The following is a 24,988-nucleotide window of genomic DNA, read 5'->3' as shown; positions in this document are numbered from 1 at the left end:
GGGAGCAACATGGTCAGCGAACGCGGATTGCAGGTACTGCGCGCCATCGTGCAGGACTATGTCGACACCCACGAGCCGGTCGGCAGCAAGGCCATCGTCGAGCGGCACGCCTTCGGGGTCTCCGCCGCGACGATCCGCAACGACATGGCGCTGCTGGAGGACGAAGAGCTCATCGTCGCCCCTCACACCTCGTCCGGCCGCGTCCCCACCGATAAGGGCTACCGCGTCTTCGTCGACCATCTGGCGCAGCTGCGCCCGCTGACGGCGGCGCAGCGGGCCGCCATCGAGTCGTTCCTCGACGGTTCCGGCGACCTCGACGACCTCCTGGCGCGCACCGTGCGCGCGCTGACCCGGCTCACCGGTCAGGTCGCCATCGTGCAGTACCCCTCGTTCGCCCGCGCGAACGTCTCCCACGTCGAGCTGGTCGACCTCGGCTCCGGCCGTGTCATCGTCATCGTGGTCACCGACATCGGCCGTGTCTCCCAGCGCATCGCGATGGTCCCGCCGGACCTCGACGACGAGGGCATGTCGCGGGTCCGCACGCGCCTGGCCGCCATGCTCACCGGCAACAGCGTGCAGGGCGGGGCCCAGGCGATCGCCGAACTGCTGGCCAAGCCCGCCCAGCACGGATCGTTCGATGCCGCCATGCGCGCCATCGCCGCTGTCGTCGCCGAGGAGCTGGAGGAGTTCCGCCAGGACCGCCTGGTGCTCGCCGGCAGCGCGACGCTCGCGCGGCGCGAGCAGGATTTCCGGGGGAGCATCTCGCCACTGCTCGAGGCCATCGAGGAGCAGGTGACGCTGCTGAAGCTGATGACCGAGATGGTCCCCGACGAGCAGGGTCTAGCCGCGAGCATCGGGCGCGAGAACGAGCCGTTCGGGCTGGCCGAGGCATCCGTCATCACCGGCGACTACGACGCCACCCGCTCCCGCGCCCGGATCGGCCTGCTCGGCCCCACCCGCATGGACTACCCCACGAACTTGGCGGCCGTCCGCGCCGTCGCCCACTATCTCAGTCGGCTGCTCGAAGAAGACGAGAACTCCCGCTGACCAATCCCACGCCGCGCTCGCGCGGCACGAAAGGCGAATGTGGCTGACCACTACCACGTACTCGGCGTGTCTCGCGATGCGACTCCTGATGAGATCAAGAAGGCGTACCGACGTCTCGCGCGCGAACTGCACCCCGACGTCAACCCCGGCGAGGACGCGTCCGAGCGGTTCAAGCTCGTGACGCACGCGTACGACGTGCTCAGCGACCCCGACCAGCGCGCCCGCTACGACATGGGCGGCGACGGCAGCGGGTTCGCCGGTGCCGGCGGCTTCAGCAACTTCGGCGACATCTTCGAGACCTTCTTCGGCGCCGGTGGTGGCGGCGGGGGCCGCGGCGGACGTCCGCGCTCCCGGCGCGAACGCGGCCAGGACGCGTTGGTGCGGGTCACGCTGCAGCTGGGCGACGTCGTCTTCGGCGTGCACCGCGACATCGACGTGGACACGGCCGTGCTCTGCGATACCTGTGAGGGTTCGTGCTGTCAGCCCGGCACGCAGCCGGCCACCTGCGACATCTGCCACGGCACCGGGCACGTGCAGCGCACGGTCCGCAGCCTCCTCGGCAACGTCGTCACCTCGCAGCCGTGCAACGTCTGCCAGGGCTACGGCACCACGATCCCGTTCCCCTGCACCACCTGCCAGGGCCAGGGGCGCGTCCGCGCCCGCCGCACGGTGTCGCTGGACATCCCCGCCGGCGTAGAGACGGGACTGCGCCTGCAGCTGCCCGGCTCGGGCGAGGTCGGACCGGCCGGCGGCCCCAACGGCGACCTGTACATCGAGGTCACCGTGGCGGCCCACGAGGTGTTCAGCCGCGACGGCGACGATCTGCTGGCGACGCTGGAAGTATCGATGCCGGATGCCATCCTCGGCACCACGACAACCATCGAATCCCTCGACGGTCCGGTCGACCTGGAGGTGCGCCCCGGCGTGCAATCAGGGGATGTGCTGACGATCAAGGGCCGCGGCATCACGCCGTTGCGCGGCTCGCAGCGCGGTGACCTGCGCGTGGGCGTGCAGGTGGTGACCCCCACCCGGCTCGACAGCAAGCAGCGCGCGCTGATCGAGGACTTCGCCAAGAAGACGAAGGCGCCCGCGCCCCGGCTGGCCGAGTTCCACCAGGGGCTGTTCACCAAGTTGCGCGACCGCTTCCGCGGCTGACCTATGGCCCTTCACTTCGTCGACGATGCCGCCGAAACCGCCCGCACCGGCGATCGGGTGACCCTCACCGGTGCGGAGGCACACCACGCCGCCGCCGTCCGGCGCGTGCGCGTGGGCGAGGCCGTGACCCTCGGCGACGGCCGCGGCACGTGGCTGACCGGCGTGTGCGCGTCAGTCGCGCCCCGTGAAGTGGTCGTCGAGGTGACCGGCCGCCAGGACGTCCCCGCGCCGCAGCGGCGGGTCGTGCTGGTGCAGGCTCTGGCCAAGGGCGACCGCGACGAACTGGCCGTGCAGGCGGCGACCGAGCTCGGCGTCGACGAAGTGGTGCCGTGGCAGGCCGCGCGCAGTGTTTCCCGCTGGGATGCCGCCAAGGCCGAGAAGGGCCGCGCCCGCTGGGCGACCATCGCCCGCGAAGCCGGCAAGCAGGCCCACCGCGCGTGGCTTCCCACCGTGAGCGCTGCCGTGTCCACGCGTGAACTCGCGCAGCGCGCCGCCACCGCGCGGATGCTGGTGCTCGAGCCGACGGCATCCGTCGCACTGAGCGCACTGGACCTGGGCGACGATACGCGGGACGTGCTGCTGGTGGTGGGCCCCGAGGGCGGCATCGCCCCCGACGAACTGCAGGCGCTGGATGCCGCGGGCGCGGTGCTCGTGCGCCTGGGCGACACCGTGCTGCGCACCTCGACCGCCGGCCCCGCCGCGCTGGCGCTGGTCAACGCGACGCTCGGGCGCTGGTGAGTGCTGTCCGCACCCACCCGAAGCCCGGGCATGAAGGCTCGGTAGACTGAAGGCATGACCGAAGCGAGCGTGTTCACGCGCATCTTCAACGGCGAGATCCCCTCGGAGATCATCGCCGAGACCGAGAACGCCTTCGCGATCCGCGACATCGCGCCGCAGGCCCCGGTACATCTGCTCGTCATCCCCAAGACGCAGGAGTACCGCAACGTCGCCGAACTCGCCGCGGGCGACCCGAGCCTGCTCGCCGAACTGGTGGGTCTGGCCTCGAGCCTGGCCGCCGAACACGGCGACGGGGACTTCCGGTTGGTGTTCAACACCGGCCCCGATGCCGGGCAGACCGTCTTCCACGTGCACGCCCACGTGCTCGCCGGAGGACTGAAGGAGTCGCATGTCGGTGGCTGACACACCCGACGCCCCGGAGGGCGTCACTGTCGACCGCATCTGGGCGGACGGCGTCGCGATGGTGCAACTGCTCGGCCCGCAGGACCGGCTGCTGCGCGTGGTCGAACGCGAACACCCCGACGTCGACGTGCACGTACGAGGCAACGAGATCACCCTCTCCGGCGAGGAGGCGGCCGTCGCGGCCGCTCGCGGGCTCGTGGACGAGCTGATCGTGATGACCCGCACCGGCCAGGGCCTGGACCCGCGGGACGTCACCAGCTCCAGCCGCATGCTCTCCGACGGGCTGCGCCCCTCGGAGGTGATGGGCGAGGCGATCCTGACCTCGCGCGGCAAGATCATCCGGCCGAAGACGGCGGGACAGAAGGCGTACGTCGACGCGATGGACGAGAACACGATCGTGTTCGGCATCGGCCCGGCCGGTACCGGCAAGACGTACCTCGCGATGGCCAAAGCAGTGCAGGCGCTGCAGCGCAAGGAAGTCAACCGCATCATCCTGACGCGGCCCGCCGTGGAGGCGGGGGAGCGGCTGGGGTTCCTCCCCGGATCGCTCACCGACAAGATCGACCCGTACCTGCGGCCGCTCTACGACGCGCTGAACGAGATGCTCGACCCCGAACTCGTACCCAAGCTCATGGCCAGCGGCACCATCGAGGTCGCCCCGCTGGCGTACATGCGCGGCCGCACCCTGAATGACTCCTTCGTCGTGCTCGACGAGGCGCAGAACACCACGCCCGAGCAGATGAAGATGTTCCTCACCCGGCTCGGGTTCGGCACGCGGATGGTCGTCACCGGCGACATCACCCAGGTCGACCTGCCGCAGGGCGCGTCGGGGCTGCGGCTGGTCACGCGCGTGCTGAAGGACATCGACGACATCCACTTCGCCCGGCTCACCAGCGACGACGTCGTGCGGCACACCCTCGTGGGCCGCATCGTCGACGCGTACACCGTGTACGACGAGGAGCGCCTGGCGCACCGTCGTGAGCGCGACGAGGCATCCGAATTCTCCAACCGCGTCGATCGCAGGGGCGGGCATCGCCCGGCCGGCCCGCGTGACCACCTGCCCAAGCGAGGACACTCATGACCATCGAGATCAGCAACGAATCAGGAGTGCCCGTCGACGAGACGGTGCTGCTGCGGCTGATGGAGCACAACCTCGCGGAGCTGCACGTCAGCCCCGACGCGGACGTCGCGATCCTCCTCGTGGATGAAGGGGCCATGGAGGCCCTGCACGTGCAGTGGATGGACGAGCCGGGTCCGACCGACGTGCTGAGCTTCCCCATGGACGAGCTGCGGCCCGGCACCGAGGACATGCCCGCCCCGCCCGGACTGCTCGGCGACATCGTGCTGTGCCCGCAGGTCGCCGAGGCGCAGGCGCTGGCCGCTCACCACTCGACCCTGGACGAGCTCGTGCTGCTGACGACGCACGGCCTGCTGCACCTGCTCGGCTTCGACCACGCGGAGCCCGAGGATGAGCGGGAGATGTTCGGGCTGCAGAAGCAGCTCATCATCGACTTCGGCTCCGCCGAGCGTCGCCGCCCCCGCACATGACCGAGGTACTGCTCCTCGCCGCTGCCGCCCTCCTCGTCGCCACCGGCGGGCTGATGGCCGCGCTCGACGCCGCCCTCGCGGTCACCTCCCGCGCGGGACTGGCCGATCTCGCGCTCACGGCGCGCTCGCCCAAGGCGCTGCGCAAGGTCGCCGACGACCCCGAAGCACACGGCAACGCCGTGGTGTTCATCCGTATCCTCGCCGAGACGACGGCGGCCGTGCTGGTGACGGTGGCGTTCACGCTGGCCTTCGAGAACATCTGGTGGGCCATGCTCGCCGCCGCAGTGCTGATGACGGCGGTGTCGTTCGTGCTCGTCGGCGCGAGCCCCCGCTCGGCGGGCCGCCAGCATGCCGAGGGACTGCTGCGCACCGCGGCACCCATCGTGCGCGGCGCGCGGATCGTGCTCGGCCCCCTCGCTCACCTGCTCGTGATCCTCGGCAACCGGTTCACCCCCGGAGTGTCCCGCAACGCCTCGTTCGCCTCCGAAGAGCAGCTGCTGAGCATGGTCGACGAGGCGGCCTCGCACGACCTGATCGAAGAGGACGACCGCGAGCTGATCCACTCCGTCTTCGACTTCACCGACACGTTCGTCCGCGCCGTCATGGTGCCGCGCACCGACATGGTGTCGGTGGATGCCGCTGCGACCACGCACGAGGCCATGACGCTGTTCCTCGACCGCGGCGTCTCCCGGCTGCCGGTCGTCGACGACGACGCCGACGACGTGGTCGGGGTGCTGTATCTGAAGGACCTGGTGCAGTTCGCCTTCCGCGACGAGAGCGCGTGGCGCAATGCGCCGGTGAGCCGCATCGCCCGCAAGGCCGTCTTCGTGCCGGAGTCGATGAAGGCCGAGACGCTGCTGCAGCAGATGAAGCGCGACGCGGTGCACGTGTGCCTCGTCGTCGACGAGTACGGCGGTGTGTCGGGCCTGGTGACCCTGGAGGACCTCATCGAGGAGCTGGTCGGGGAGATCGCCGACGAGTACGACGCCCGCGCGACCGAGATCGTCGACCTCGGCGACGGCCGCTACCGCGTCAGCGCGCGACTCGGCCTGGACGAAGTCGGTGAGCTGTTCGGCCTCGAGCTCGAGGACGACGAGGTCGACTCCATCGGCGGCCTGCTCGGCAAGGCGCTCGGCCGGGTTCCGCTGCCGGGTGTGACCGTGGAGACCCACGGGCTCGTGATCACCGGCGGCACCTCACGCGGACGCGGCCGGGGCCTGGCCACCGTGTTCGTGCAGCGCAGCGAGGCGTTCGACGCCGCGGAGGACGCGTTCTCGCGCGGCCCGCGCACCGGAGAGACGCCCGAGCACCGCGCGCAGGAGAGATCCGCGTGAACCGCCGCGCGGACGCGCGCGCAGACCAGCCCTGATCCACGCGTCACGCAACCCCGTTGCGCATGCCTCGACCCGCTCACACAATGAGCACACCGAGGAGCTACAACCTCGCCAACCGGAGGTCGTCATGTGCACAGGAGCCAACTACACAACGCAGGATCACTATTTCGGGCGCAATCTCGACCTGGAGTTCTCCTACAACGAGACCGTCACCGTCACGCCGCGCAACTTCCCGTTCGAGTTCCGCAAGGCTCCCACGCTCGCGACGCATCACGCGATCATCGGGATGGCGACAATCGCCGACGGCTACCCGCTGTACTACGACGCCACGAACGAAAAGGGCCTCAGCATGGCGGGCCTGAACTTCCCCGGGAACGCCGACTACAAGCCCGAGGCGTCGGACAAGACCAACATCACGCCGTTCGAGTTCATCCCCTGGATCCTCGGGCAGTACGAGACGGTCGACGAGGTGAAGGAAGCCCTGACCGGCCTGAGCCTGGTGAACATCTCGTTCAGCGAGACGTTCCCGCTGTCGCCGCTGCACTGGATCATCTCGGACCGGACGAAGTCGATCACCGTCGAAAGCGTCAAGGCGGGACTGAACGTCTATGACAACCCGTTCGGGATCCTCACGAACAACCCCACCTTCGACATCCAGAGCTTCAACTTGAACAACTACATGCACCTGTCGAAGAACCCGCCGGAGAACAAGTTCTCGGACGAGCTGGAGTTCGACACGTACAGCCGGGGGATGGGCGCGATCGGGCTTCCGGGCGATCTGTCCTCGTCGTCCCGTTTCGCCAAGGCGGTCTTCACGAAGATGAACTCCGTCTCGGGAGATTCCGAATCCGAGTCGATCAGCCAGTTCCTGCAGATCCTCGGTTCAGTCGCCCAGCAGCGCGGGGCCGTGCAGGTCTCGCCGGGCAAGTACGAGATCACGATCTACTCCTCGTGCTGCAACACCGACAAGGGCATCTACTACTACACGACCTACGAGAACAGCCAGGTCACCGGCGTCGACATGCACAAGGAGGATCTCGATGGAAGTAGACTGGTGGATTACCCCTTGATCAAGGGGCAACAGATCCTCATGCAGAATTGAGCACCGCATCGACGAGAACGTCAAGCGCTCCGGCTTCGTCACCTTCGTGGGACGCCCCAACGTGGGCAAGTCCACGCTCACCAACGCCCTCGTCGGCGAGAAGGTGGCGATCACCAGCGACAAGCCACAGACGACGCGGCGCGCGATCCGCGGCATGCTGAACCGCCCGGACGGACAGTTGGTGATCGTGGACACCCCCGGCATCCACAAGCCGCGGACGCTCCTCGGTGAGCGCCTGAACGACCTCGTCGACCATGTGCTGGGCGACGTGGACGTCATCGGGTTCTGCGTGCCGGCGACCGAGAAGGTCGGCCCCGGCGATCGGCGCATCGCCGCCTCTCTGGACGGCTACAGCCGTGCCAAGAAGGTCGCGATCGTCACCAAGACCGACGCGGCCTCACGCAAGCAGATCGCCGAGCGCCTGCTGGAAGTGGATCAGCTCCGGGAGGACTGGGCTGCGGTGATCCCGCTGTCCGCTCTGACCGACGACCAGCTCGACGTGCTGAGCGACGAGCTGCTCTCGCTCATGCCGATCGGGCCCGCGCTGTACCCCGACGACATCGTCACCGACGAGTCGACCGAGGACCGCATCGCCGAGATCATCCGCGAAGCGGCGCTGGAAGGTGTCCGCGACGAGCTGCCGCACTCCATCGCCGTGACCGTCGATGACATCTCCGAGCGCGAGGGCGGCGGGATGACCGACATCTTCGCGAGCATCGTGATCGAGCGCGACAGCCAGAAGTCGATCATCATCGGTCACCGCGGCTCGCGGCTGAGCGATGTGGGCGCCCGGGCGCGCGCACAGATCGAGCCGTTGATCGGCACGCGGGTGTTCCTGAAGCTGCACGTGCGTGTGGCCAAGGAGTGGCAGCGCGATCCCAAGCAGCTCGGCCGACTGGGTTTTTGAGGCGAGGCGGGTCAATGCGCGCAAAGCGCGCGTTGACGCGCCTGCGCCTCAAGGTTGAGTAGGCGCCGCAGGCGCCGTATCGAAACCCTCAGAGTTCCGCCCGGAAGCTCTCCAGGATGGCGACCAGCCCCGCGTTGCGCTCGTCCTCCGTTGCCACCTGCACGATGGCCACGACGTTGTCGCGGGCACGGTTGAGCGCCGAGACCACCACGGCATCGGTGCCGGCGCAGTCCCACACCGCGAACACCCCGTTGTGCACGGCGTCCCGGTAGGGCGCGGGCTCCGCGCTCAGCGCGCAGTCCGTGTCGAACGTGCGGGCCAGCGCGAGAAACGTCGTCTCGGCGTTCTGACCGGTACCGCGCGCCGCCATCACCTGCACTCCGGCGGCGGCGGAACTGTCGCCGAACGCCTCCAGCGAGGGCGCGGCGGCCACGGCGTACCAAGCGACGCCTGCTTCGTCGGTGAACCCGACGTCGGCCATGTCGCTCCAGCCCGCGGGCACCCGCACGCTCACCGCTCCGGTGTCGTCCGCGACGACACGCAGCAGGCTCGGGTCGACGATCGTCGCGGTCGGTGTCAGGGTGGGATCGCGGCCGGTCCCGAGCGGGGCCAGCGGGCCGAGGCATCCGGTCAGCAGCATCGCGACGGCGGCCGCGACGACGACCGGCACGACACCCCACCGCTGCATCCGCCCCATCGGCTGCTCCCCGCGGCCGCGTCAGTGCGGTCGCTGCCGGTCAGTCTGGCACCGCCTCGTGCGCCGCAGAAGCCGGGCCGCGCACGAGACGGGCCGCTCAGTCGTCGAAGTCGCGCAACGCCGACTCGACGATGACCACATCGTCGCCGAACTCGGCGTCGGCGGCGTGCTGCAGCGTTCCGTCGTCCCAGACCACCTGCGCCCACACGTAGCCCCGGTCGAGGTATGTGCCGAGCAGGTCGGCGCCGAGCCGCTCCACGATCTCCGCCTGCACCTGCTCCAGCTGCGCGGCATCCGTCGTCCCCATCACGCCGTCGGCCGGATCGTCCCCCCGGATCGGGTCGTAGAGGGCGAGCAGGATGGGTGTGTCGGTGACCGTGAGCGCCTCGCCGTCGTAGTCGCCGCGCACGGCGTACACGCCCCATGTGACGTCCCCGGCTGACTCAACACCGTCCAGATCCGCCCACGACCATCCGGCCAGCGCAACGCCCGCGCACGCCGGCGGGAAGGACTCCATCACGGGGCCGAGGCACAGCTCCGCCTCGCCGCCGACATCGATCACCGTGCCGGTGCCGACCACCTCACCGGCGGGCGGCTGAGGCCAGACCGCGCCGAAGGAGGCGGGGGGAGTGCCGGGCCCGGCACCGGGCGACGCGGCCGTGGCGCAGGCCGTCAGCACGCCGAAGGACGCCACGGCGAAGCCGATCACGGTGAGCATTCTGCTCGACGAATGGGGTCTCATACCCCGATAGTGTCAGCTTCGACCCGATCGTCTCACCCTCGACGCGGCATCCTGCTACCATCGACGCATGCGCGCGGGCACGCTTCTCCTTCTTAGCTGCCGCGACGAGTCCTCGATCTAGGGCCTTCTCGTCGCGGAGCTTCTGGTCGGCCCGCATCAGCCTTGAGCCGCCCCACCGGGCGAGAGAAGAAGCCACCATCATGGACAACACCCAGAAGCCGTCCGGCATGCCGATCCACAAGTACCGGCCGTACCACCAGCAGCTGCCCGTCGAGCTGCCCGACCGCACGTGGCCGGACGCCCGCATCACCACCGCACCTCGTTGGTGCGCCGTGGACCTGCGCGACGGCAACCAGGCCCTCATAGATCCGATGAGCCCGGAACGCAAGCGCATCATGTTCGAGCTGCTCGTCGGCATGGGCTACAAGGAGATCGAGGTCGGTTTCCCCTCGGCGAGCCAGACCGACTTCGACTTCGTCCGGCAGCTGATCGAAGAGGATCTGATCCCCGACGACGTCACCATCCAGGTGCTGACGCAGGCGCGCGAGCACCTCATCGAGCGCACCTACGAGTCGATCGCCGGCGCCAAGCGTGCGATCGTGCACCTGTACAACTCCACCAGCGTGCTGCAGCGCGAGGTCGTGTTCCGCACCGACAAGCAGGGGATCATCGACATCGCCCTGGAGGGCGCCCGGCTGTGCCGCGAGTTCGAGAAGCGCATCCCCGAGACCCAGGTGTTCTACGAGTACTCGCCGGAGAGCTACACCGGCACCGAGCTCGAGTTCGCCGTGGACATCTGCAACCAGGTGATCGAGATCTTCGAGCCCACCCCCGACCGCAAGGTCATCATCAACCTGCCGGCGACGGTGGAGATGGCCACCCCCAACGTCTACGCCGACTCGATCGAGTGGATGAGCCGGCGGCTGGCGCACCGGGAGAACGTGATCCTGTCGCTGCACCCGCACAACGACCGGGGCACCGCGATCGCGGCGGCGGAGCTGGGCTACATGGCCGGCGCCGACCGCATCGAAGGATGCCTGTTCGGCAACGGTGAGCGCACCGGCAATGTCGACCTGGTCGCGCTGGGGATCAACCTGCTCACGCAGGGCATCGACCCGCAGATCGACTTCAGCGACATCGACCAGGTCAAGCGCACGGCGGAGTACTGCAACCAGCTGCCGGTGCCCGAGCGCAGCCCGTGGGCGGGAGACCTGGTCTTCACCGCGTTCAGCGGGTCGCACCAGGACGCGATCAAGAAGGGCTTCGAGGCGATGGAAGCCCGCGCCGCGGCATCCGGGGTCTCCGTCGACGACATCGAGTGGGCAGTTCCCTACCTGCCGATCGACCCGAAGGACCTGGGGCGCTCGTACGAGGCGGTCATCCGTGTCAACTCGCAGTCCGGTAAGGGCGGGGTGGCGTACCTGCTGCGCTCCGACCACGCGCTGGATCTGCCCCGCAAGCTCCAGATCGAGTTCTCCGGCGTCGTGCAGGCCAAGACGGATGCCGAGGGTGGCGAGGTCACCAGCGAGCAGATCTGGGCGATCTTCACCGATGAGTACCTGCCCTCGACGGCCACCGACGAGAAGTGGGGCCGGTTCGAACTGCTCGGCACCCGCACGCAGAGCGACCTGTCGGGCAACGTGACCCTCGAGGTCGCGCTGCGCGACGGCGACGGCCGCGAGGATGTCGCCGGCGTCGGCAACGGCCCGATCGCGGCGTTCCTGGCGATCCTCGCCGACCGTGGCTTCGACATCTCGCTGTACGACTACGTCGAGCACACGCTCAGCGCCGGCGGCGACGCCCAGGCCGCCGCCTACGTCGAGCTGCAGGTCGACGGGGAGCGGCTGTGGGGCGTCGGGATCGACGGCGACATCTCCACCGCGAGCCTCAAGGCCGTCGTGTCGTGCGTCAACCGCGCGATCCGCACCCGCACCCGCGAGGCGGAGCTCACCGCCGTCTGACCCCCACCTACACCGTGAGACCACAGCTGGTCGCCGAGACGCTGGGAACTTCCCACGGTCTCGGCGACCAGCTGTCGTTTCAGCGGGGGAGTGGCGTCAGCGAGAGCGGGGGCGGAAGCGCGAGCGGAACCGGAGACCCGGGCGCGGGGCGTCGGGCTTGATCGTGGGGATCGCCGAGGTCTCCACGGCCACCTTGCGGCGGTGCAGGCGGCGCTGCTCGGGCAGCGAGATGTCGAAGATCACCGCGAGCAGCCGGATCACCGTCGTCACGACCACGCCGGTGATGGCCGCCGCCGCCAGCGGCGTGCCGAAGGCGCCCAGCGTCGCGAGCACGGCACAACCGACCAGCGCCGCCACCGCATACAGCGAGCCGACGTGCATGATCGCCACCGGCAGTCCCATGATGACGTCGCGCAGGATGCCACCGCCGACGGCCGAGCACACCCCGACGAAGACGGCGGGTACGAAGGGCAGACCCACTGCCAGCGCCTTGCTGGTGCCGAACGCCCCGAACAGGCCGATCGCCACGGCATCCAACCCGATGATGAGCTTGTTCAATCGCTGGAAGATCCCTGCCAGGAGCATGCCGACCAGCGACGCTGCCACCGCGGTGAGCAGGTACCAGTTACTCTCCAGCGTCGCCAGTGTTGCGTTCAGCAGCAGGTCGCGGATGAGACCGCCGCCCATCCCCATGACGATGCCGATGATCGCGACGCCCAGAAAATCGAGCCGCCGCCCGGTGAATCCGGAGGCGAAGAGGGCGCCCTGGACGCCGCCCAGACCGACGGCGAGCAGGTCGGCCCACAGGGGGATGACGAACGAAGACTCCACTTGATCATTGTGGTCGTCGCCGCGCTGCGACGCGACAGCGCCGCGCCCGGTCGATAATGGTCATGTGCCCACCTATCGCGACGAAGTCGTGGTCCTGCGCACCCACAAGCTGGGTGAAGCCGACCGCATCGTCACGATGCTCAGCCGCCGCCACGGCAAACTGCGCGCCGTAGCCAAGGGCGTGCGTCGCACGTCGTCCCGGTTCGGAGCGCGGCTGGAGCCGTTCATGGTCGCCGATGTGCAGCTGTACCAGGGCAGATCCCTGGACATCGTGCAGCAGGCGGAGTCGCTCGGCACGTACGGCGCCGACATCGCCGCCGATTACGACCGCTACACCGCCGCCAGCGCCATGGTCGAAACTGCCGACCGCCTCAACGAGTCCGAGACAACGCCGCAGCAGTACCTGCTGCTGGTCGGCGGCCTGCGCGCCCTGTCGCTCGGGGAGCACGCGTCCCGGGCCGTGCTGGATTCGTACCTGCTGCGGGTCATGTCGCTGTCGGGATGGGCGCCGGGCCTGCACGAGTGCGCGCGTTGCGCCGCCGCCGGCCCCCACGAGTGGTTCGTCGCCCAGCTGGGCGGCATGGTGTGCTCGTCCTGCGCCCCGGCCGGTTCCGCCCGGGTGCACCCCGAGACCGGCGACCAGCTGCGGGCGCTGCTGGCGGGGGAGTGGGATGTGGTGGATGCCGCCACTCCCGGCGCCTCGGGAGCGGCCTCGGGCCTGGTCGCCGCGTATGCGCAGTGGCACATGGAGCGCGGCATCCGTTCGCTCTCGCACGTCTCCACAGCCCAGACCCTGAGGACCGGAGCTCCACGGTGACCCCCAAGCCCTACACGCATCGTGATGCCGTGCCCTACCGGCCGCTGGACTGGACCGGCCTGCAGCCGCCGGCGTTCCCGAAAGGCCGGGTGCCCAAGCACATCGCGATCGTCATGGACGGCAACGGGCGGTGGGCCAACCGCCGCGGCCTCACGCGCATCGAGGGCCACAAAGCAGGCGAAGAGGTGCTGCTGGACGTCGTGGCAGGTGCCGTGCAGGCAGGAGTGAAGAACCTCTCGGTGTACGCGTTCTCCACCGAGAACTGGGCGCGCTCACCCGATGAGGTGCGCTTTCTCATGGGCTACAACCGCGATGTGCTGCACCGCCGTCGCGATCAGCTCAATGAGTGGGGCGTGCGCATCCGTTGGGCGGGGCGCAAGCCGCGGCTGTGGGGCTCAGTCATCAAGGAACTGCAGTACGCCGAGCAGCTCACCGCCGGCAACGACGTGCTGACCCTCACGATGTGCGTCAACTACGGCGGCCGTGTGGAGATCGTCGACGCGATGCGCGCGATCGCCGAGGACGTCGCCGCCGGACGGGTGAAGCCGTCCGCCGTGAGCGAGAAGCTCATCCGCCGTCACCTGTACGTCCCCGACATGCCCGACGTCGATCTGTTCCTGCGCTCCAGCGGCGAGCAGCGCACCTCGAACTTCCTGCTGTGGCAGGCCGCGTACGCCGAGATGGTGTTCCTCGACACCCTCTGGCCCGACTTCTCCCGCGCCGAATTGTGGCGCGCGATCGAGATCTACCTCGACCGCGACCGGCGCTTCGGAGGCGCCGTGGACGCGCCGACTGCATGACCGCGAGGGAATAGACCTCCACCTCCTGCGTTGTGCCCGGTATGACGGATGCGATCAAGATCGACGTGTGGAGCGACATCGCTTGCCCCTGGTGCTACATCGGCAAGCGGAACCTCGAGAACGGGCTGGCCGCGGCATCCGCCGACGACGACGCCCCCGTCGTCGAGGTGACGTACCACTCGTTCGAGCTGTCGCCCGATACCCCGGTGGACTTCGACGGCGACGAGCTGCAGTTCCTCGCCGATCACAAGGGGATGCCGCGCGAACAGGTGCAGCAGATGCTCGACCGCGTCGTGGGCGTGGCCGCCGAGGCAGGGCTGCAGTACCGCTTCGACCTGCTCAAGCACACCAACACCGTCAAGGCGCACGAGCTGCTGCATTTCGCCAAGGCGCAGGGTCGGCAGCTCGAGATGGCCGAGCGCCTGATGGCGGCGTACTTCACCGAGGGCCGTCACCTCGGTCGCATCGACGACCTCGTCGCCCTGGCCGCCGAGGTGGGGCTGGATGCCGACGCCACGCGCGAAGCCCTGGAATCCCAGCGGCATCTGCCCGACGTGCGCGCCGATCAGGCGCAGGCTCAGGCCTACGGCATCAGCGGCGTGCCGTTCTTCGTCATCGACGGCAAGTACGGCGTCAGCGGCGCGCAGCCGCCGGAGGCGTTCGCGCAGATCACCCGCCAGGTGTGGGCCGAGCGGCGCGAAGCCGTCCCCGCCGCTTCCTGACGACGCTCAGCGCGGCAGCGCGGCCTCGATGGCCTCGATCACCTCGGGGGCATCGGGCTTGGTCTGCGGCCGGAAGCGGTGCACCTGCCCGGAGGGGGTCACCAGGAACTTCTCGAAGTTCCACATGACCGGGCCCTTGGCCCCTTCCGGGTTGCGCGCCTTCTTCAGCGCCTTGTACAGCGGGGCGGCGTTGCGCCCGTTCACGTGCACCTTCTCCTCGACGGGGAAGGTGACGCCCCACGTGGTCGAGCAGTACTCCAGGATCTCGTCCATCGAGCCAGGCTCCTGGCCCATGAACTGGTTGCTGGGAAAGCCGACGACAGTCAGCCCGCGCTCCCCATAGGTGCGCTGGAGCTGCTCGAGCTGCTCGTACTGAGGAGTCAGGCCGCATTTGGATGCCACGTTCACCACCAGGACAGGCCCGTCGCCGAGTTCGGCGAGTGTCTTCTCCTCACCCTCGGGGGTGCGGAACGGGATCTGACGGATGTCCACAGTCTGTTCGTCGGCCATGTTGTCCACGATAGGACCGCAGCGCCGACGATGGGCACCGTAGTGTCTGGGAGAATGGATGCGATGTCCTCCACCCTTGCCACCGCGCCCTCGCTGCGCATCGGGCCGATCGCGCTCGATGCGCCCGTCGTGCTCGCACCCATGGCTGGTATCACCAACACCGCATTCCGGCGACTGTGCCGCGAATACGGTGCCGGCCTCTACGTCAGCGAGATGATCACCACTCGCGCGCTCGTGGAACGAAACGCCACCACGATGCGCCTCATCCGCCACCACGAGTCCGAGACGCCCCGCTCGATCCAGCTGTACGGCGTGGACCCGGCAACCGTCGAGGCGGCGGTGCGGATCCTCGTCGAAGAGGATCACGCCGACCACATCGACCTGAACTTCGGCTGTCCCGTCCCCAAGGTCACCCGCAAGGGCGGGGGAGCGGCGCTGCCCTGGAAGCTCGGACTGTTCCGCGACATCGTCACCCGTGCCGCCCGCGCCGCCGGTGACATCCCGCTGACGGTGAAGATGCGCAAGGGCATCGACGGCGACCACCTCACTTACCTCGACGCCGGCCGCATCGCCGAAGACGCCGGGGTCGCCGCCGTTGCACTCCACGCCCGCACCGCCGCGGAGTTCTACTCCGGCGAGGCGGACTGGTCAGCCATCGCCCGGCTGAAGGAGACCGTCACGAGCATTCCGGTGCTCGGCAACGGCGACATCTGGTCGGCTGACGACGCCGTGCGGATGATGGCCGAGACCGGCTGTGACGGCGTCGTGGTCGGCCGCGGCTGCCTCGGCCGCCCGTGGCTGTTCGGCGATCTCGCCGCCGCTTTCACCCCGGGCAGCGACCGCCGGCCCACTGTCGATGCCACGCTCGGCTTCGTCGCGGCGGCGTTCCGCCGGCACGCCGAGCTGCTCGTGGAGTTCTACGAAGACGAAGGCCGCGGCTGCCGCGACATCCGCAAGCACGTCGCCTGGTACTTCAAGGGGTACCCCGTCGGCGGCGAGACCCGCGCGCGGCTGGCGACGGCATCGAGCCTGACCGAGATCGACGACATCCTCGCCACCCTCGAACTCGACGCCCCTTACCCGGGCATGGCGGCAGAGGGCCAGCGCGGCCGCGCCGGCACCCCCAAGCGACCTGCGCTGCCCGACGGCTGGCTCGCGTCCCGCGACCTCGGCGCCGAGGCATCCACGACCCTCGCAGAAGCGGAGCTCGATCACAGTGGTGGCTGAGCAGGCAAGCGGCGTCGGGGTCGCTGCAGGTCGCCCCGGCGGCTACGACGACTTCGACGCAGAACGATTCCATCCCGAGCAGCACCGGTCCCTGCGCGACAGCTTCGCCCGCGACCGCGCGCGCGTGTTGCACTCTGCGGCGCTGCGACGCCTGGCATCCAAGACCCAGGTGCTGAGCCCGGCGAGCCCGTTCGACTTCGCGCGCAACCGCCTCACGCACTCGCTCGAGGTCGCCCAGGTCGGGCGTGAACTGGCGATCGCGCTGCAGCTGTCGCCTGATGTCGTGGACACCGCGTGCCTCAGCCATGACATCGGGCACCCGCCGTTCGGCCACAACGGCGAACGTGCGCTCAACGAGTGGGCCGAAGACATCGGCGGATTCGAAGGCAACGCGCAGACGCTGCGGATCCTGTCACGCCTGGAGCCGAAGGTCGTCGACGACTCGGGGGAGAGCTTCGGCCTCAACCTCACCCGCGCGAGCCTGGACGCCACGTGCAAATACCCGTGGACGGCAGCCAACCCGGTGCCCGACCCCGGCGGCCGGCTCAAGTTCGGCGTGTACCCCGAGGACGAAGCGGTGTTCCGTTGGATGCGCGAGGGCGCCCCGGGCCGGGTGCGCTGCATCGAAGCCGAGGTCATGGACCTCTCCGACGACATCGCCTACTCCGTCCACGACTTCGAGGACGCGATCGTCAACGGCTACCTCGACCCGGCGCGACTGTCCGACCCTCACGAGCACGAGGCGATCCTCACCGCGATCCAGACTTGGGTGGGGTACGACTTCGCCCGTGACGAGTTGGCCGATGCCCTCTTCCGACTCATGCGGATGCCGGAATGGATCACGTCCTTCGACGGCTCGCGGGCGGCGCTCGGACGGCTGAAGAACCTCACCTCCGACCTCATCGGGCGATTCGCGCGCGCCGCCACCTCCGCCACCCGCGAGAGCTACGAGACCCCGGTGCTCACCCGGTATCGCGGCCACGTCGTCGTGCCCCGCGTGATCGAGGCCGAGATGGCCGTACTCAAGGGCACGATCGGGGCGTTCGTCGTGTCGATCGAGGGGCGCAAGGGGCTCTACAAGGAGCAGCGGCGGCTGCTCAAGAGCCTCGCGAGCGTGCTGTGGGAGCGACCCGAGCACCTGGACGTGCTGCACGCCGGGGACTTCGCCCGCGCCGACTCGGATGCCGCTCGTCGCCGCGTGGTGGTCGACCAGGTCGCCAGCCTCACCGACCGCTTCGCGATCTCGTGGTACTCCCGCCTGGTCGGGGCGGTGGATCTGACGAGCCTGGGTATCTGGGCACCGGACGGCCGTGCGGTGACCGCGGACGCCTTCGCGGTACCGGAACCCATCGAGGGCCTCTGATGGCAGGGCGCATCCGGCAGGCGGACGTCGACGAGGTGAAGGCGCGCACCAACATCGCCGACATCATCGGGGAACGGGTGGCCCTCAAATCCGCCGGTGTCGGGTCGATGAAGGGGCTGTGCCCCTTCCACGACGAGCGCAGCCCCAGCTTCAACGTGCGCGCGCAGGCTGGTTTCTACCACTGCTTCGGCTGCGGCGAATCAGGCGACGTCTACACATTCCTGCGTCAGATGGACCACGTCTCGTTCACCGAGGCCGTCGAGCGTCTCGCCGGCCGCATCGGCTTCACGCTGCACTACGACGACGGTGGCGCCGCCGCCCCCGAGACCTCCGGGCGCAGCAGACTGTACGCCGCCAATGCCGCCGCCGCCGAATGGTTCCGCGCGCAGCTGTCGATCCCCGAGGCCGAGGCCGCTCGCAGTTTTCTCGGCGGACGCGGCTTCGACGCGGCATCCGCTGCGCACTTCGGCGTCGGCTATGCACCGAAGGGCTGGTCGAGCCTGCGCGACGCCCTCAAGACGAAGGGGTTCACCGACGACGAGATGGTCGCCGCGGGCCTGCTCTCGCAGGGTCAGCGCGGTGTCTACGACCGCTTCCGCGGGCGCCTGATCTGGCCGATCCGCGACGTCACCGGTCAGGTGATCGGGTTCGGCGCGCGCAAGCTCTACGACGACGACCAGGGCCCGAAGTACCTCAACACCCCCGAGACGATCATCTACAAGAAGTCGCAGGTGCTCTACGGGCTCGATCTCGCCAAACGCGACATCTCCCGCCAGCACCGCGTCGTCGTCGTCGAGGGCTACACCGATGTCATGGCCTGCCACCTCGCCGGGGTGACGACGGCGATCGCCACCTGCGGCACGGCCTTCGGCTCCGATCACATCACTGTGCTGCGGCGAGTGATGGGCGACAGCGATGTGTCGGGTGAAGTGGTGTTCACCTTCGACCCGGATGCCGCCGGGCAGAAGGCGGCCCTGCGCGCCTTCTCGGAGGAGAAGCGCTTCGCGGCACAGACCTATGTAGCCGTGGCGCCCGGGGGCCTGGACCCCTGCGACCTGCGCGTCCAGCGCGGCGACGGCGCGGTGCGGTCCCTGATGGACGCGAAGACGCCGATGTTCGAGTTCGTCATCGAGCAGCGCCTCGCCGGTTACGACCTGGCCAGCGTGGAGGGTCGCGTGGGGGCACTGCGCGCAGCGGCGCCCATCGTCGCCGACATCCGCGACCCGTCCCTGCGGCCCGGCTACACCCGGGTGCTCGCCCGCAAGCTCGGACTGGAGCTGGGTGAGGTCTCCGCCGCGGTGGAGCGCGCTGCGCGCGGCGGCGGGCCGCGCCATCCGTCGTCGGCCCCTGCGGCTCCCGCACCGGCGGCTTCCGCCGACACCGGTGAGACGCCGGTCCCGCGCGTCACGCTCGCGACCCTGCCGCGCACGGCGGACGTGGCGCTGGAACGCGACGCGATCATGGGGGTGCTGCAGTACGGGCACGCGGTGGATGCCGACATGCTCGACCCCGCGCTGGCGCTGCCGTTTCATCACCCCGCGCTGGAAGCCATCCGCCGGGCGGTCGTGGAACACCCCGACCGCACGCGCATCGGATGGTCCGGCGCGGTCGTGGAGTCGGTGCGCGAGCCCTATCGGACTCTTGCCGCCGAACTGCTGACCGCCGACTTCCCGGCGCGCACCGAAGCAGGTGCGATCGCCTCGACCGCGGATCTCGCGCGGCGGCTGCGCCTGCGGGTGGTCGAGCGGGAGAAGACCGAACTGCTCGGGCACATCCAGCGTGTCGCCGCCGATTCTGACGGTGGCCGCTCGGTGCGCCTGCGCCTGCGCGAACTCGACATGGAGCGCGCGCGACTTACCGCCGAGTAGCCTGCGCGAGGCAGAGCGGGCAGGATGAGGGCATGAGCGTTCGCACCGAGCCCGAGCTGTCCATCCGGTGCGACGACCTCTCCATCGCCCACAGCGGGTCAACGCAGCGCGCCGTGGAGGGCGTCAGCTTCACGCTGCCGCGGGGCGGAACCCTGGCGCTGATGGGCCCGACCGGGTCCGGAAAATCGAGCCTGGCAGCGGTCCTCGCCGGCCGGGGCGGCTCGGCCCTAACGGTGGCAGGGGGCAGCGCCGTGGTCGAAGGAGTGCGGCTCGGCCGCCGGGGTCGCGCACACCGGGTGCACACGTACGTCACCGGTTACCTCGCGCAGCGCGCCGGCGCCGACCTGCCCGCCCGCATGACCGTTGCCGAAGTCGTGGGGGAGCCGATCACCAGCCGTGACCGCCGCGTCAACCCCCGTGCGCTGGCCGTTCGGGTGGCGGCGCTGCTGGACGAGCTGCACCTGCCGCTCGGGGCGGCGCAGAAGTACCCGTACGAGCTGAGCGCAGGGATGAGACAGCGCGTGGCGCTGGCACGCGCGCTGGTGCTGCGGCCGCGGCTGCTGGTGGCCGACGAGCCGTATGCCAACCTCGACGTGGAAGTTCGGCACGCCGCACGCGACGCCATCCTGCGCCGGCGGCACGAATACGGCATGGCAGCGCTCCTGGTGACCAACGAGGCAGCCGTCGTGGACGAACTCGGAGCGGATGTGCTGGTGCTGAGAGGCGGCCACATGGTCGCGATCGGTCACGGCACGCGCGATCTGCTGTGGACACCGGGCGACGACGGCAACCAGCGGATGGTCGTGTCCTGAGTCACGAGCACCCTTTTCTGTTTGCTAGGATTGACGAGTTGTCCGCCGCAAGGTGGTCATGATCCTCGGTAGCTCAATTGGCAGAGCAATCGGCTGTTAACCGATAGGTTCTTGGTTCGAGTCCAAGCCGGGGAGCGAGATGTCCCACGCATTCTACGTGGGCTCTCAACTAAGGCCCGGGCTTCCACCCCGGGCCTTTCCTTTTGCCCCGAGCCGGGGTTTGAGGCTGCCGGTGGCTGGTTCTTCCTGAGTTATGGTCCGGCCGGCGGGCCGAGGATCGGGTGCCGTTTCCTCCCCAGGCGGGGATGTGGTGGGTTATCCACAACCCCAGGTCAGGCGTTGTTTCGGCGCCCTTCAATGTCGGAGGGGGTCGACAGGATTAGGGGTATGAACACCTCCCCGACCACCACCGCCCCGGCGGCTCTGCTGTCGCATGAGCAGGTGATCTCCGGGCTGGAAGACGCCCGGCGGCGTCGGGCGGAGGCGGATGCCGACGAGGTGTGGTTCCTGTCGCAGGCGGAGGCTGTTGCCCAGGCGCAGACCGCCCGCATCCCCACCAGTGACGGTCGGGAGCGGGAGATGCCGTTGCGGTCGATGGCCGCGGAAGTCGGCGCGGTGCTGCGCCGCTCGGACCACGGCATGCGCGACCGGATGCACGACGCCACCGTGCTCGTGGACGAGTTCCCCGCCACGTTCACTGCGCTGCGAGAGGACCGGATCGACCGGGTCCATGTGCGGCTCATCCAGGATGCTGGCGCCCGGATCGCCGACCCCGACGCGCGTGCCCGGTTCGAACAAGCCGCGCTGGTGGCGTGCGAGAACGACACTCCGGGACGGGCGAAGCCACTCGTGCTGATGCTGGCGCAGCGGCTCAACCCGGTGCCGCTGGAAGAGCGGCACAAGGAGGCCGCGGCCGGCCGGCGAGTGTGGGTGCGGGACCTGGACGACGGGATGGCCGAACTGGCCGCGCTGCTGCCGGCGGAGCTGGCGTACGCGATCCGGGACCGGCTGAACCAGCAGGCCCGCCAGGTCGCCGACGCCCACCGCGCCGCGGCCAAAGCCGCTGCCGCAGCGGAGGCCGAAGCCGAAGCCACCGCGGCAGAGATCCTCGCGACCGATACCCGCACGATGGACCAGATCCGCGCGGACGTGCTCACCGACCTGCTGCTCACCGGGCACGCCACCGCACCCGCCGCCACCGGGGCGATCCCGGAGGGCACGGCGATCGTCGCGCAGGTCCAGGTGGTGATCCCTGCCAACACCCTCGTCGGGATCGGCGACGAGCCGGCCGAGCTCGTCGGATACGGGCCCATCAGCCCCGACACCGCCCGACGGCTCGCCGCGACCGCCGAGGTGTGGGAACGGCTGTTCACCTCACCCACCACGGGCGCGGTGCAGCAGGTGCTCACCTACCGGCCGACCCGGGAAATGCGCAGACACCTCGACGCGAGGGACGAGCACTGCCGGTTCCTGGGGTGTCGAAGACCGGCCCGCCAGTGCGACCTCGACCACACCCACGATGCCGCCCTGGGTGGGCCGACCTGCCTCACCAATCTCGCGAACCTGTGCCCGGGGCGACATCACCCGGTCAAGCACGGCACCGCGTGGAGCGTGGTGCAGAAAGCCGACGGCATCCTGGAATGGACCAGCCCCACCGGCCGGGTCTACACCGACATCCCCCGACGGGTGCTGGAGTTCATGGCCCTGGCCGCCATCGAAGAACCCGCGCCCTTCTGAGGCCGGCAGCTCTAGTCCGCCCGTGCGCGAACCGGCTGCGTGGCATCAGCGCCCGCGGGCTCCCACCGCAACAGGTCACCGGGCTGGCACTCGAGCGCCTCGCACAGCGCGTCAAGCGTGGTGAAGCGCACCGCCTTCGCGCGACCGTTCTTCAGGACCGCCAGGTTGGCGGGGGTGATGCCGACACGCTCCGCGAGCACCGACACCGGCATCTTGCGGCGCGCGAGCATCACGTCGATGTCCACGACGATGGGCATCAGATCACCTCGCTGAGCTCGGAGCGCAGTCGGCGGGCTTCCGCTTCGCGCTCGACCGCCTGCGCCAGCAGCATGCGCAGCACGAAGACCACCAGCGCCACCCCGCCGATCACGAGCGACGCGCCGCACACGAGCCCCACGACCCCCGGCGCAGCGCCCCCCGGAGCCAGCAGCACCGCCAACGCGAACACGAGCACCGCAGCGCACAGGATGGCGCCGATCGTGACGTCGACGTAGCGGAACGCCCCCGACGTGAAGACCGATCCACGACGCACCATCGTCAGCAATTGCCAGACGCACACCGCGCACACCTGCAGCATGAGGATGCCGAGCACCACGATCGCCACCACGGCGACTCTCGCGCCCTGCGGGACACCCTCGAGGTCGACCCACAGCAGGGGCACCATCACGGTCTGCACGAGCAGCGAGCCGGCGAACGACACGGCAAGCACCGCCCGCAGAACGAGAATCACCACAGCACCCATGACGGCACCTCTCGTGAAGCGATCAGCATCTATCGTTAAACGATAGCTCCGTCGTTCCCGCGACGGAAGGGTCAGTCTTCGAGGTTGTCGATTCCCGGCATCCAGCTCGCGCCGGGGCGACCCCAGCCGCGCTTGCGGGCGATCTTCTGCACGGTCTTCCAATCACCGTCATCCAGGCGGTCGACGTAAAGGATGCCGTCGAGGTGGTCGAACTCGTGCTGCAGGATGCGGGCCCGCCAGCCGTCCACTTCGATGCGCACCGGAGCGCCCTCAAGGTCGATGCCGGTGACGAGCGCGCTATCGGAACGACGCAGCGGGAACCGCTCACCCGGGAACGACAGGCACCCCTCCGACTCCTCGTCGGGGTCGGGGGAGCCGGGCTCGAGCGGGCGCACCCACAGCTCGGGGTTGACGATCACGCCGCGCCAGGGCTGACCCTCGTCGTCCTCGTAGGAGTACGTGAAGATGCGCAGCCCCACCCCGACTTGGGGAGCGGCCAGGCCCACGCCGGGCGCGGCATCCATCGTCTCGAACATGTCGCGCACCAGGTCGCGAACCTCGTCGGTGATCTCCGCCACAGGTGCGGCGGGGGAGTGAAGGACAGGGTCGCCCATGATGCGAATCGGAAGAACAGACACGCCCTTGAGCCTACCGAGAGCGCTGTGACGATATTGTCGAGGGGTGATGTGGGCGGGGAGTCTCGAAGACGTCGGCGATCAGTTCGTCGGGGCGTTCCAGAACCCCGGCCTGCTGCTGGGGATCCCGCTGGCGCTGGCCGGCGCGGTCTTCATGTCCTTCGGGGCGCAGTACCAGCACCGAGGCGTCGAGAAGGTGGAGCGCCTCAGCGGCACCGACGGCTCCACCGGCCTGACCGGCGGCCAGCTGAAGCAGCTGCTGGCGCGCCCGTCGTGGGTGGTCGGCACGATCATGCTGGGTCTGGCCATCATCTGCCAGCTCGGCGCGCTGAGCGTCGCACCGCTGATCGTCGTGCAGCCCCTCGGCGCCGTCGCGCTCGTGATCACCACACTGCTCAACGCGCGAGTCACCGGGCACACGCCCACCCGGCGGTCACTGCTGGCCATCATCGCCTGCGTGGGCGGCATCTTCTGGTTCGTCATCGTGGCCGCCCTGTTCGCCACCGAGCAGACAGTGACCAGCCGCCAGATCATCATCGTGCTGGTCATCCTCAGCGTTATCGCCCTGCTCCTGGTCGGCTTCTGGCTGCTGGTGCGGCGACGCCACGGCATCCGTGCGCTCTTCTACATCCTCGCCGCCGGCATCGTCTACGGGTTCGTCGCGACCCTGGCGAAGATCGTCATCAAGCGCATCCAGGCCGGCGACTTCGAGTGGCTCACGATGCTGTGCGTCGTTGCGCTGCTGGCCAGCACCGCGCTCGGTGCCTACTTCGTGCAGACGGCATACTCTTCGGGTCCACCCGACCTCGTCATCGCCGGGTTGACCGTCGTCGACCCCATGGTCGCCGTACTCATCGGCCTGCTGGTACTCGGCGAGGGCGCCGCGGTGCCGCTGTGGGGCATGATCATGTTCGGTATCGCCGGCGCCATCGCCATCTGGGGCGTGACGACGCTGGCGCGCTACCATCCGCAGGTGGTCTCGGAGAGCCGGGAGCTGCCGTTCAAGCGGGGCAGTTCCGGCAGTTCCGGCAGTCCCGGGACTCCCGGCGCTCCCGACTCCGGCGCCGACGAGGATCCGCTCGCCTGATCCTCGCCGGCCTCACGATAGGCTCGAACGCGAGGGGCGGTGGCCAAGCTGGTCAAGGCAGCGGGCTCATAACCCGACGATCGTGGGTTCAAGTCCCACCCGCCCTACAGAAACCGTCGCAGCACACGCGCGCACGGATCATCGGCGTCAACGGGCGGAGAAATCACACACTTGTGATTTCTCGGACCCATCGGGGATAATGGC

The 24,988-nt window shown here is 69.3% G+C and carries 26 protein-coding genes and 2 tRNA genes; 21 read left to right on the top strand and 7 right to left on the bottom strand.

Annotation, left to right across the window (positions count from 1 at the left end):
• Positions 1-9 precede the first annotated feature (9 nt).
• The 9 genes from hrcA (at position 10) to era (ending at position 8,233) form a co-directional block, all read left to right on the top strand.
• Positions 10-1,047 (top strand): heat-inducible transcriptional repressor HrcA, encoded by a 1,038-nt coding sequence (hrcA, locus tag NQ151_RS01825; RefSeq protein WP_257509715.1) that lies wholly within the window; start codon positions 10-12, stop codon positions 1,045-1,047.
• A 39-nt stretch (positions 1,048-1,086) separates the two neighbouring features.
• Positions 1,087-2,202, top strand: a complete 1,116-nt coding sequence (gene dnaJ, locus NQ151_RS01820) for a molecular chaperone DnaJ (protein WP_257526830.1) — start codon at positions 1,087-1,089, stop codon at positions 2,200-2,202.
• Between the two features lie 3 nt (positions 2,203-2,205).
• The gene (locus NQ151_RS01815) at positions 2,206-2,940 is read left to right on the top strand and encodes a 16S rRNA (uracil(1498)-N(3))-methyltransferase (RefSeq protein ID WP_257509717.1); all 735 of its coding nucleotides are present in this window, start codon (positions 2,206-2,208) and stop codon (positions 2,938-2,940) included.
• 54 nt (positions 2,941-2,994) lie between these two features.
• The gene (locus NQ151_RS01810; RefSeq protein WP_257509718.1) at positions 2,995-3,342 is read left to right on the top strand and encodes an HIT domain-containing protein; all 348 of its coding nucleotides are present in this window, start codon (positions 2,995-2,997) and stop codon (positions 3,340-3,342) included.
• Positions 3,329-4,423, top strand: coding sequence for a PhoH family protein (locus NQ151_RS01805; RefSeq protein ID WP_502883547.1), 1,095 nt, complete (start codon positions 3,329-3,331; stop codon positions 4,421-4,423). Before NQ151_RS01810 ends, NQ151_RS01805 begins: the two co-directional genes overlap by 14 nt.
• Positions 4,420-4,890, top strand: a complete 471-nt coding sequence (gene ybeY / locus NQ151_RS01800) for an rRNA maturation RNase YbeY (RefSeq protein WP_257509720.1) — start codon at positions 4,420-4,422, stop codon at positions 4,888-4,890. Before NQ151_RS01805 ends, ybeY begins: the two co-directional genes overlap by 4 nt.
• On the top strand, positions 4,887-6,224 hold the full coding sequence (locus tag NQ151_RS01795; protein ID WP_257509721.1) for a hemolysin family protein: 1,338 nt from the start codon (positions 4,887-4,889) through the stop codon (positions 6,222-6,224). The genes ybeY and NQ151_RS01795 overlap by 4 nt, the downstream gene beginning before the upstream one ends.
• 127 nt (positions 6,225-6,351) lie before the next feature.
• Positions 6,352-7,326: a choloylglycine hydrolase gene (gene bsh, locus NQ151_RS01790; protein ID WP_257509722.1), complete on the top strand. Its 975-nt coding sequence runs from the start codon at positions 6,352-6,354 to the stop codon at positions 7,324-7,326.
• A gap of 7 nt (positions 7,327-7,333) precedes the next feature.
• Positions 7,334-8,233: a GTPase Era gene (gene era / locus NQ151_RS01785; protein ID WP_257509952.1), complete on the top strand. Its 900-nt coding sequence runs from the start codon at positions 7,334-7,336 to the stop codon at positions 8,231-8,233.
• Between the two features lie 88 nt (positions 8,234-8,321).
• Here the strand turns inward: era and NQ151_RS01780 are convergent, their stop codons facing one another.
• Positions 8,322-8,930: a hypothetical protein gene (locus NQ151_RS01780; protein WP_257526828.1), complete on the bottom strand. Its 609-nt coding sequence runs from the start codon at positions 8,928-8,930 to the stop codon at positions 8,322-8,324.
• Between the two features lie 97 nt (positions 8,931-9,027).
• On the bottom strand, positions 9,028-9,648 hold the full coding sequence (locus tag NQ151_RS01775) for a hypothetical protein (RefSeq protein ID WP_502883563.1): 621 nt from the start codon (positions 9,646-9,648) through the stop codon (positions 9,028-9,030).
• 224 nt (positions 9,649-9,872) lie between these two features.
• Between NQ151_RS01775 and leuA the strand changes: the two genes are divergently transcribed.
• Complete coding sequence (gene leuA, locus NQ151_RS01770; RefSeq protein ID WP_257526825.1) at positions 9,873-11,633, top strand: 2-isopropylmalate synthase; 1,761 nt, start codon at positions 9,873-9,875, stop codon at positions 11,631-11,633.
• Between the two features lie 96 nt (positions 11,634-11,729).
• Here the strand turns inward: leuA and NQ151_RS01765 are convergent, their stop codons facing one another.
• The gene (locus tag NQ151_RS01765; RefSeq protein WP_257509726.1) at positions 11,730-12,464 is read right to left on the bottom strand and encodes a trimeric intracellular cation channel family protein; all 735 of its coding nucleotides are present in this window, start codon (positions 12,462-12,464) and stop codon (positions 11,730-11,732) included.
• Positions 12,465-12,528: 64 nt separating this feature from the next.
• Here NQ151_RS01765 and recO point away from each other — a divergent pair, with 64 nt between their 5' ends.
• Genes recO through NQ151_RS01750 form a run of 3 tightly spaced genes read left to right on the top strand, consistent with a single transcriptional unit; the run spans position 12,529 to position 14,803 of the window.
• Entirely contained in the window at positions 12,529-13,281 is a 753-nt protein-coding gene (recO, locus tag NQ151_RS01760) for a DNA repair protein RecO (RefSeq protein WP_257509727.1), read from the top strand.
• Positions 13,278-14,081 (top strand): isoprenyl transferase, encoded by an 804-nt coding sequence (locus NQ151_RS01755; RefSeq protein ID WP_257509728.1) that lies wholly within the window; start codon positions 13,278-13,280, stop codon positions 14,079-14,081. Before recO ends, NQ151_RS01755 begins: the two co-directional genes overlap by 4 nt.
• 41 nt (positions 14,082-14,122) lie before the next feature.
• Positions 14,123-14,803: a DsbA family oxidoreductase gene (locus NQ151_RS01750; protein ID WP_257526824.1), complete on the top strand. Its 681-nt coding sequence runs from the start codon at positions 14,123-14,125 to the stop codon at positions 14,801-14,803.
• Positions 14,804-14,809: 6 nt separating this feature from the next.
• On the opposite strand, the gene NQ151_RS01745 is transcribed toward NQ151_RS01750, so the two are convergent.
• On the bottom strand, positions 14,810-15,313 hold the full coding sequence (locus NQ151_RS01745) for a glutathione peroxidase (RefSeq protein ID WP_257509730.1): 504 nt from the start codon (positions 15,311-15,313) through the stop codon (positions 14,810-14,812).
• A gap of 63 nt (positions 15,314-15,376) precedes the next feature.
• Between NQ151_RS01745 and dusB the strand changes: the two genes are divergently transcribed.
• From dusB to NQ151_RS01715, 6 genes are all read left to right on the top strand, one after another.
• Entirely contained in the window at positions 15,377-16,540 is a 1,164-nt protein-coding gene (gene dusB, locus NQ151_RS01740; RefSeq protein ID WP_257526823.1) for a tRNA dihydrouridine synthase DusB, read from the top strand.
• Positions 16,533-17,903, top strand: coding sequence for a deoxyguanosinetriphosphate triphosphohydrolase (locus NQ151_RS01735; RefSeq protein ID WP_257509732.1), 1,371 nt, complete (start codon positions 16,533-16,535; stop codon positions 17,901-17,903). The genes dusB and NQ151_RS01735 overlap by 8 nt, the downstream gene beginning before the upstream one ends.
• A complete protein-coding gene (gene dnaG, locus NQ151_RS01730; RefSeq protein ID WP_257526822.1) occupies positions 17,903-19,771 on the top strand; it encodes a DNA primase in 1,869 nt (622 codons plus the stop codon). The genes NQ151_RS01735 and dnaG overlap by 1 nt, the downstream gene beginning before the upstream one ends.
• 32 nt (positions 19,772-19,803) lie before the next feature.
• The gene (locus NQ151_RS01725; RefSeq protein WP_257526821.1) at positions 19,804-20,583 is read left to right on the top strand and encodes an ATP-binding cassette domain-containing protein; all 780 of its coding nucleotides are present in this window, start codon (positions 19,804-19,806) and stop codon (positions 20,581-20,583) included.
• 62 nt (positions 20,584-20,645) lie between these two features.
• Positions 20,646-20,718: transfer RNA gene (locus NQ151_RS01720), tRNA-Asn, on the top strand.
• A 252-nt stretch (positions 20,719-20,970) separates the two neighbouring features.
• Positions 20,971-22,320, top strand: coding sequence for an HNH endonuclease signature motif containing protein (locus NQ151_RS01715; protein ID WP_257526819.1), 1,350 nt, complete (start codon positions 20,971-20,973; stop codon positions 22,318-22,320).
• An 11-nt stretch (positions 22,321-22,331) separates the two neighbouring features.
• Here NQ151_RS01715 and NQ151_RS01710 read toward each other — a convergent pair whose 3' ends face one another.
• From NQ151_RS01710 to def, 3 genes are all read right to left on the bottom strand, one after another.
• On the bottom strand, positions 22,332-22,577 hold the full coding sequence (locus tag NQ151_RS01710; RefSeq protein WP_257509736.1) for a helix-turn-helix domain-containing protein: 246 nt from the start codon (positions 22,575-22,577) through the stop codon (positions 22,332-22,334).
• Entirely contained in the window at positions 22,577-23,062 is a 486-nt protein-coding gene (locus NQ151_RS01705) for a DUF2975 domain-containing protein (RefSeq protein WP_257509737.1), read from the bottom strand. Before NQ151_RS01705 ends, NQ151_RS01710 begins: the two co-directional genes overlap by 1 nt.
• 71 nt (positions 23,063-23,133) lie before the next feature.
• Positions 23,134-23,700: a peptide deformylase gene (def, locus tag NQ151_RS01700; RefSeq protein WP_257526818.1), complete on the bottom strand. Its 567-nt coding sequence runs from the start codon at positions 23,698-23,700 to the stop codon at positions 23,134-23,136.
• A 46-nt stretch (positions 23,701-23,746) separates the two neighbouring features.
• Between def and NQ151_RS01695 the strand changes: the two genes are divergently transcribed.
• Entirely contained in the window at positions 23,747-24,784 is a 1,038-nt protein-coding gene (locus tag NQ151_RS01695) for a DMT family transporter (RefSeq protein ID WP_257509953.1), read from the top strand.
• A gap of 33 nt (positions 24,785-24,817) precedes the next feature.
• Positions 24,818-24,891 (top strand) — tRNA-Ile (locus NQ151_RS01690).
• Positions 24,892-24,988 lie beyond the last annotated feature (97 nt).

The organism is Microbacterium sp. zg-YB36 (assembly GCF_024623575.2).
Taxonomy (GTDB): domain Bacteria; phylum Actinomycetota; class Actinomycetes; order Actinomycetales; family Microbacteriaceae; genus Microbacterium.
Note: the sequence above shows the minus strand (reverse complement) of the source record. Positions and strands in the feature narration are given on the sequence as shown.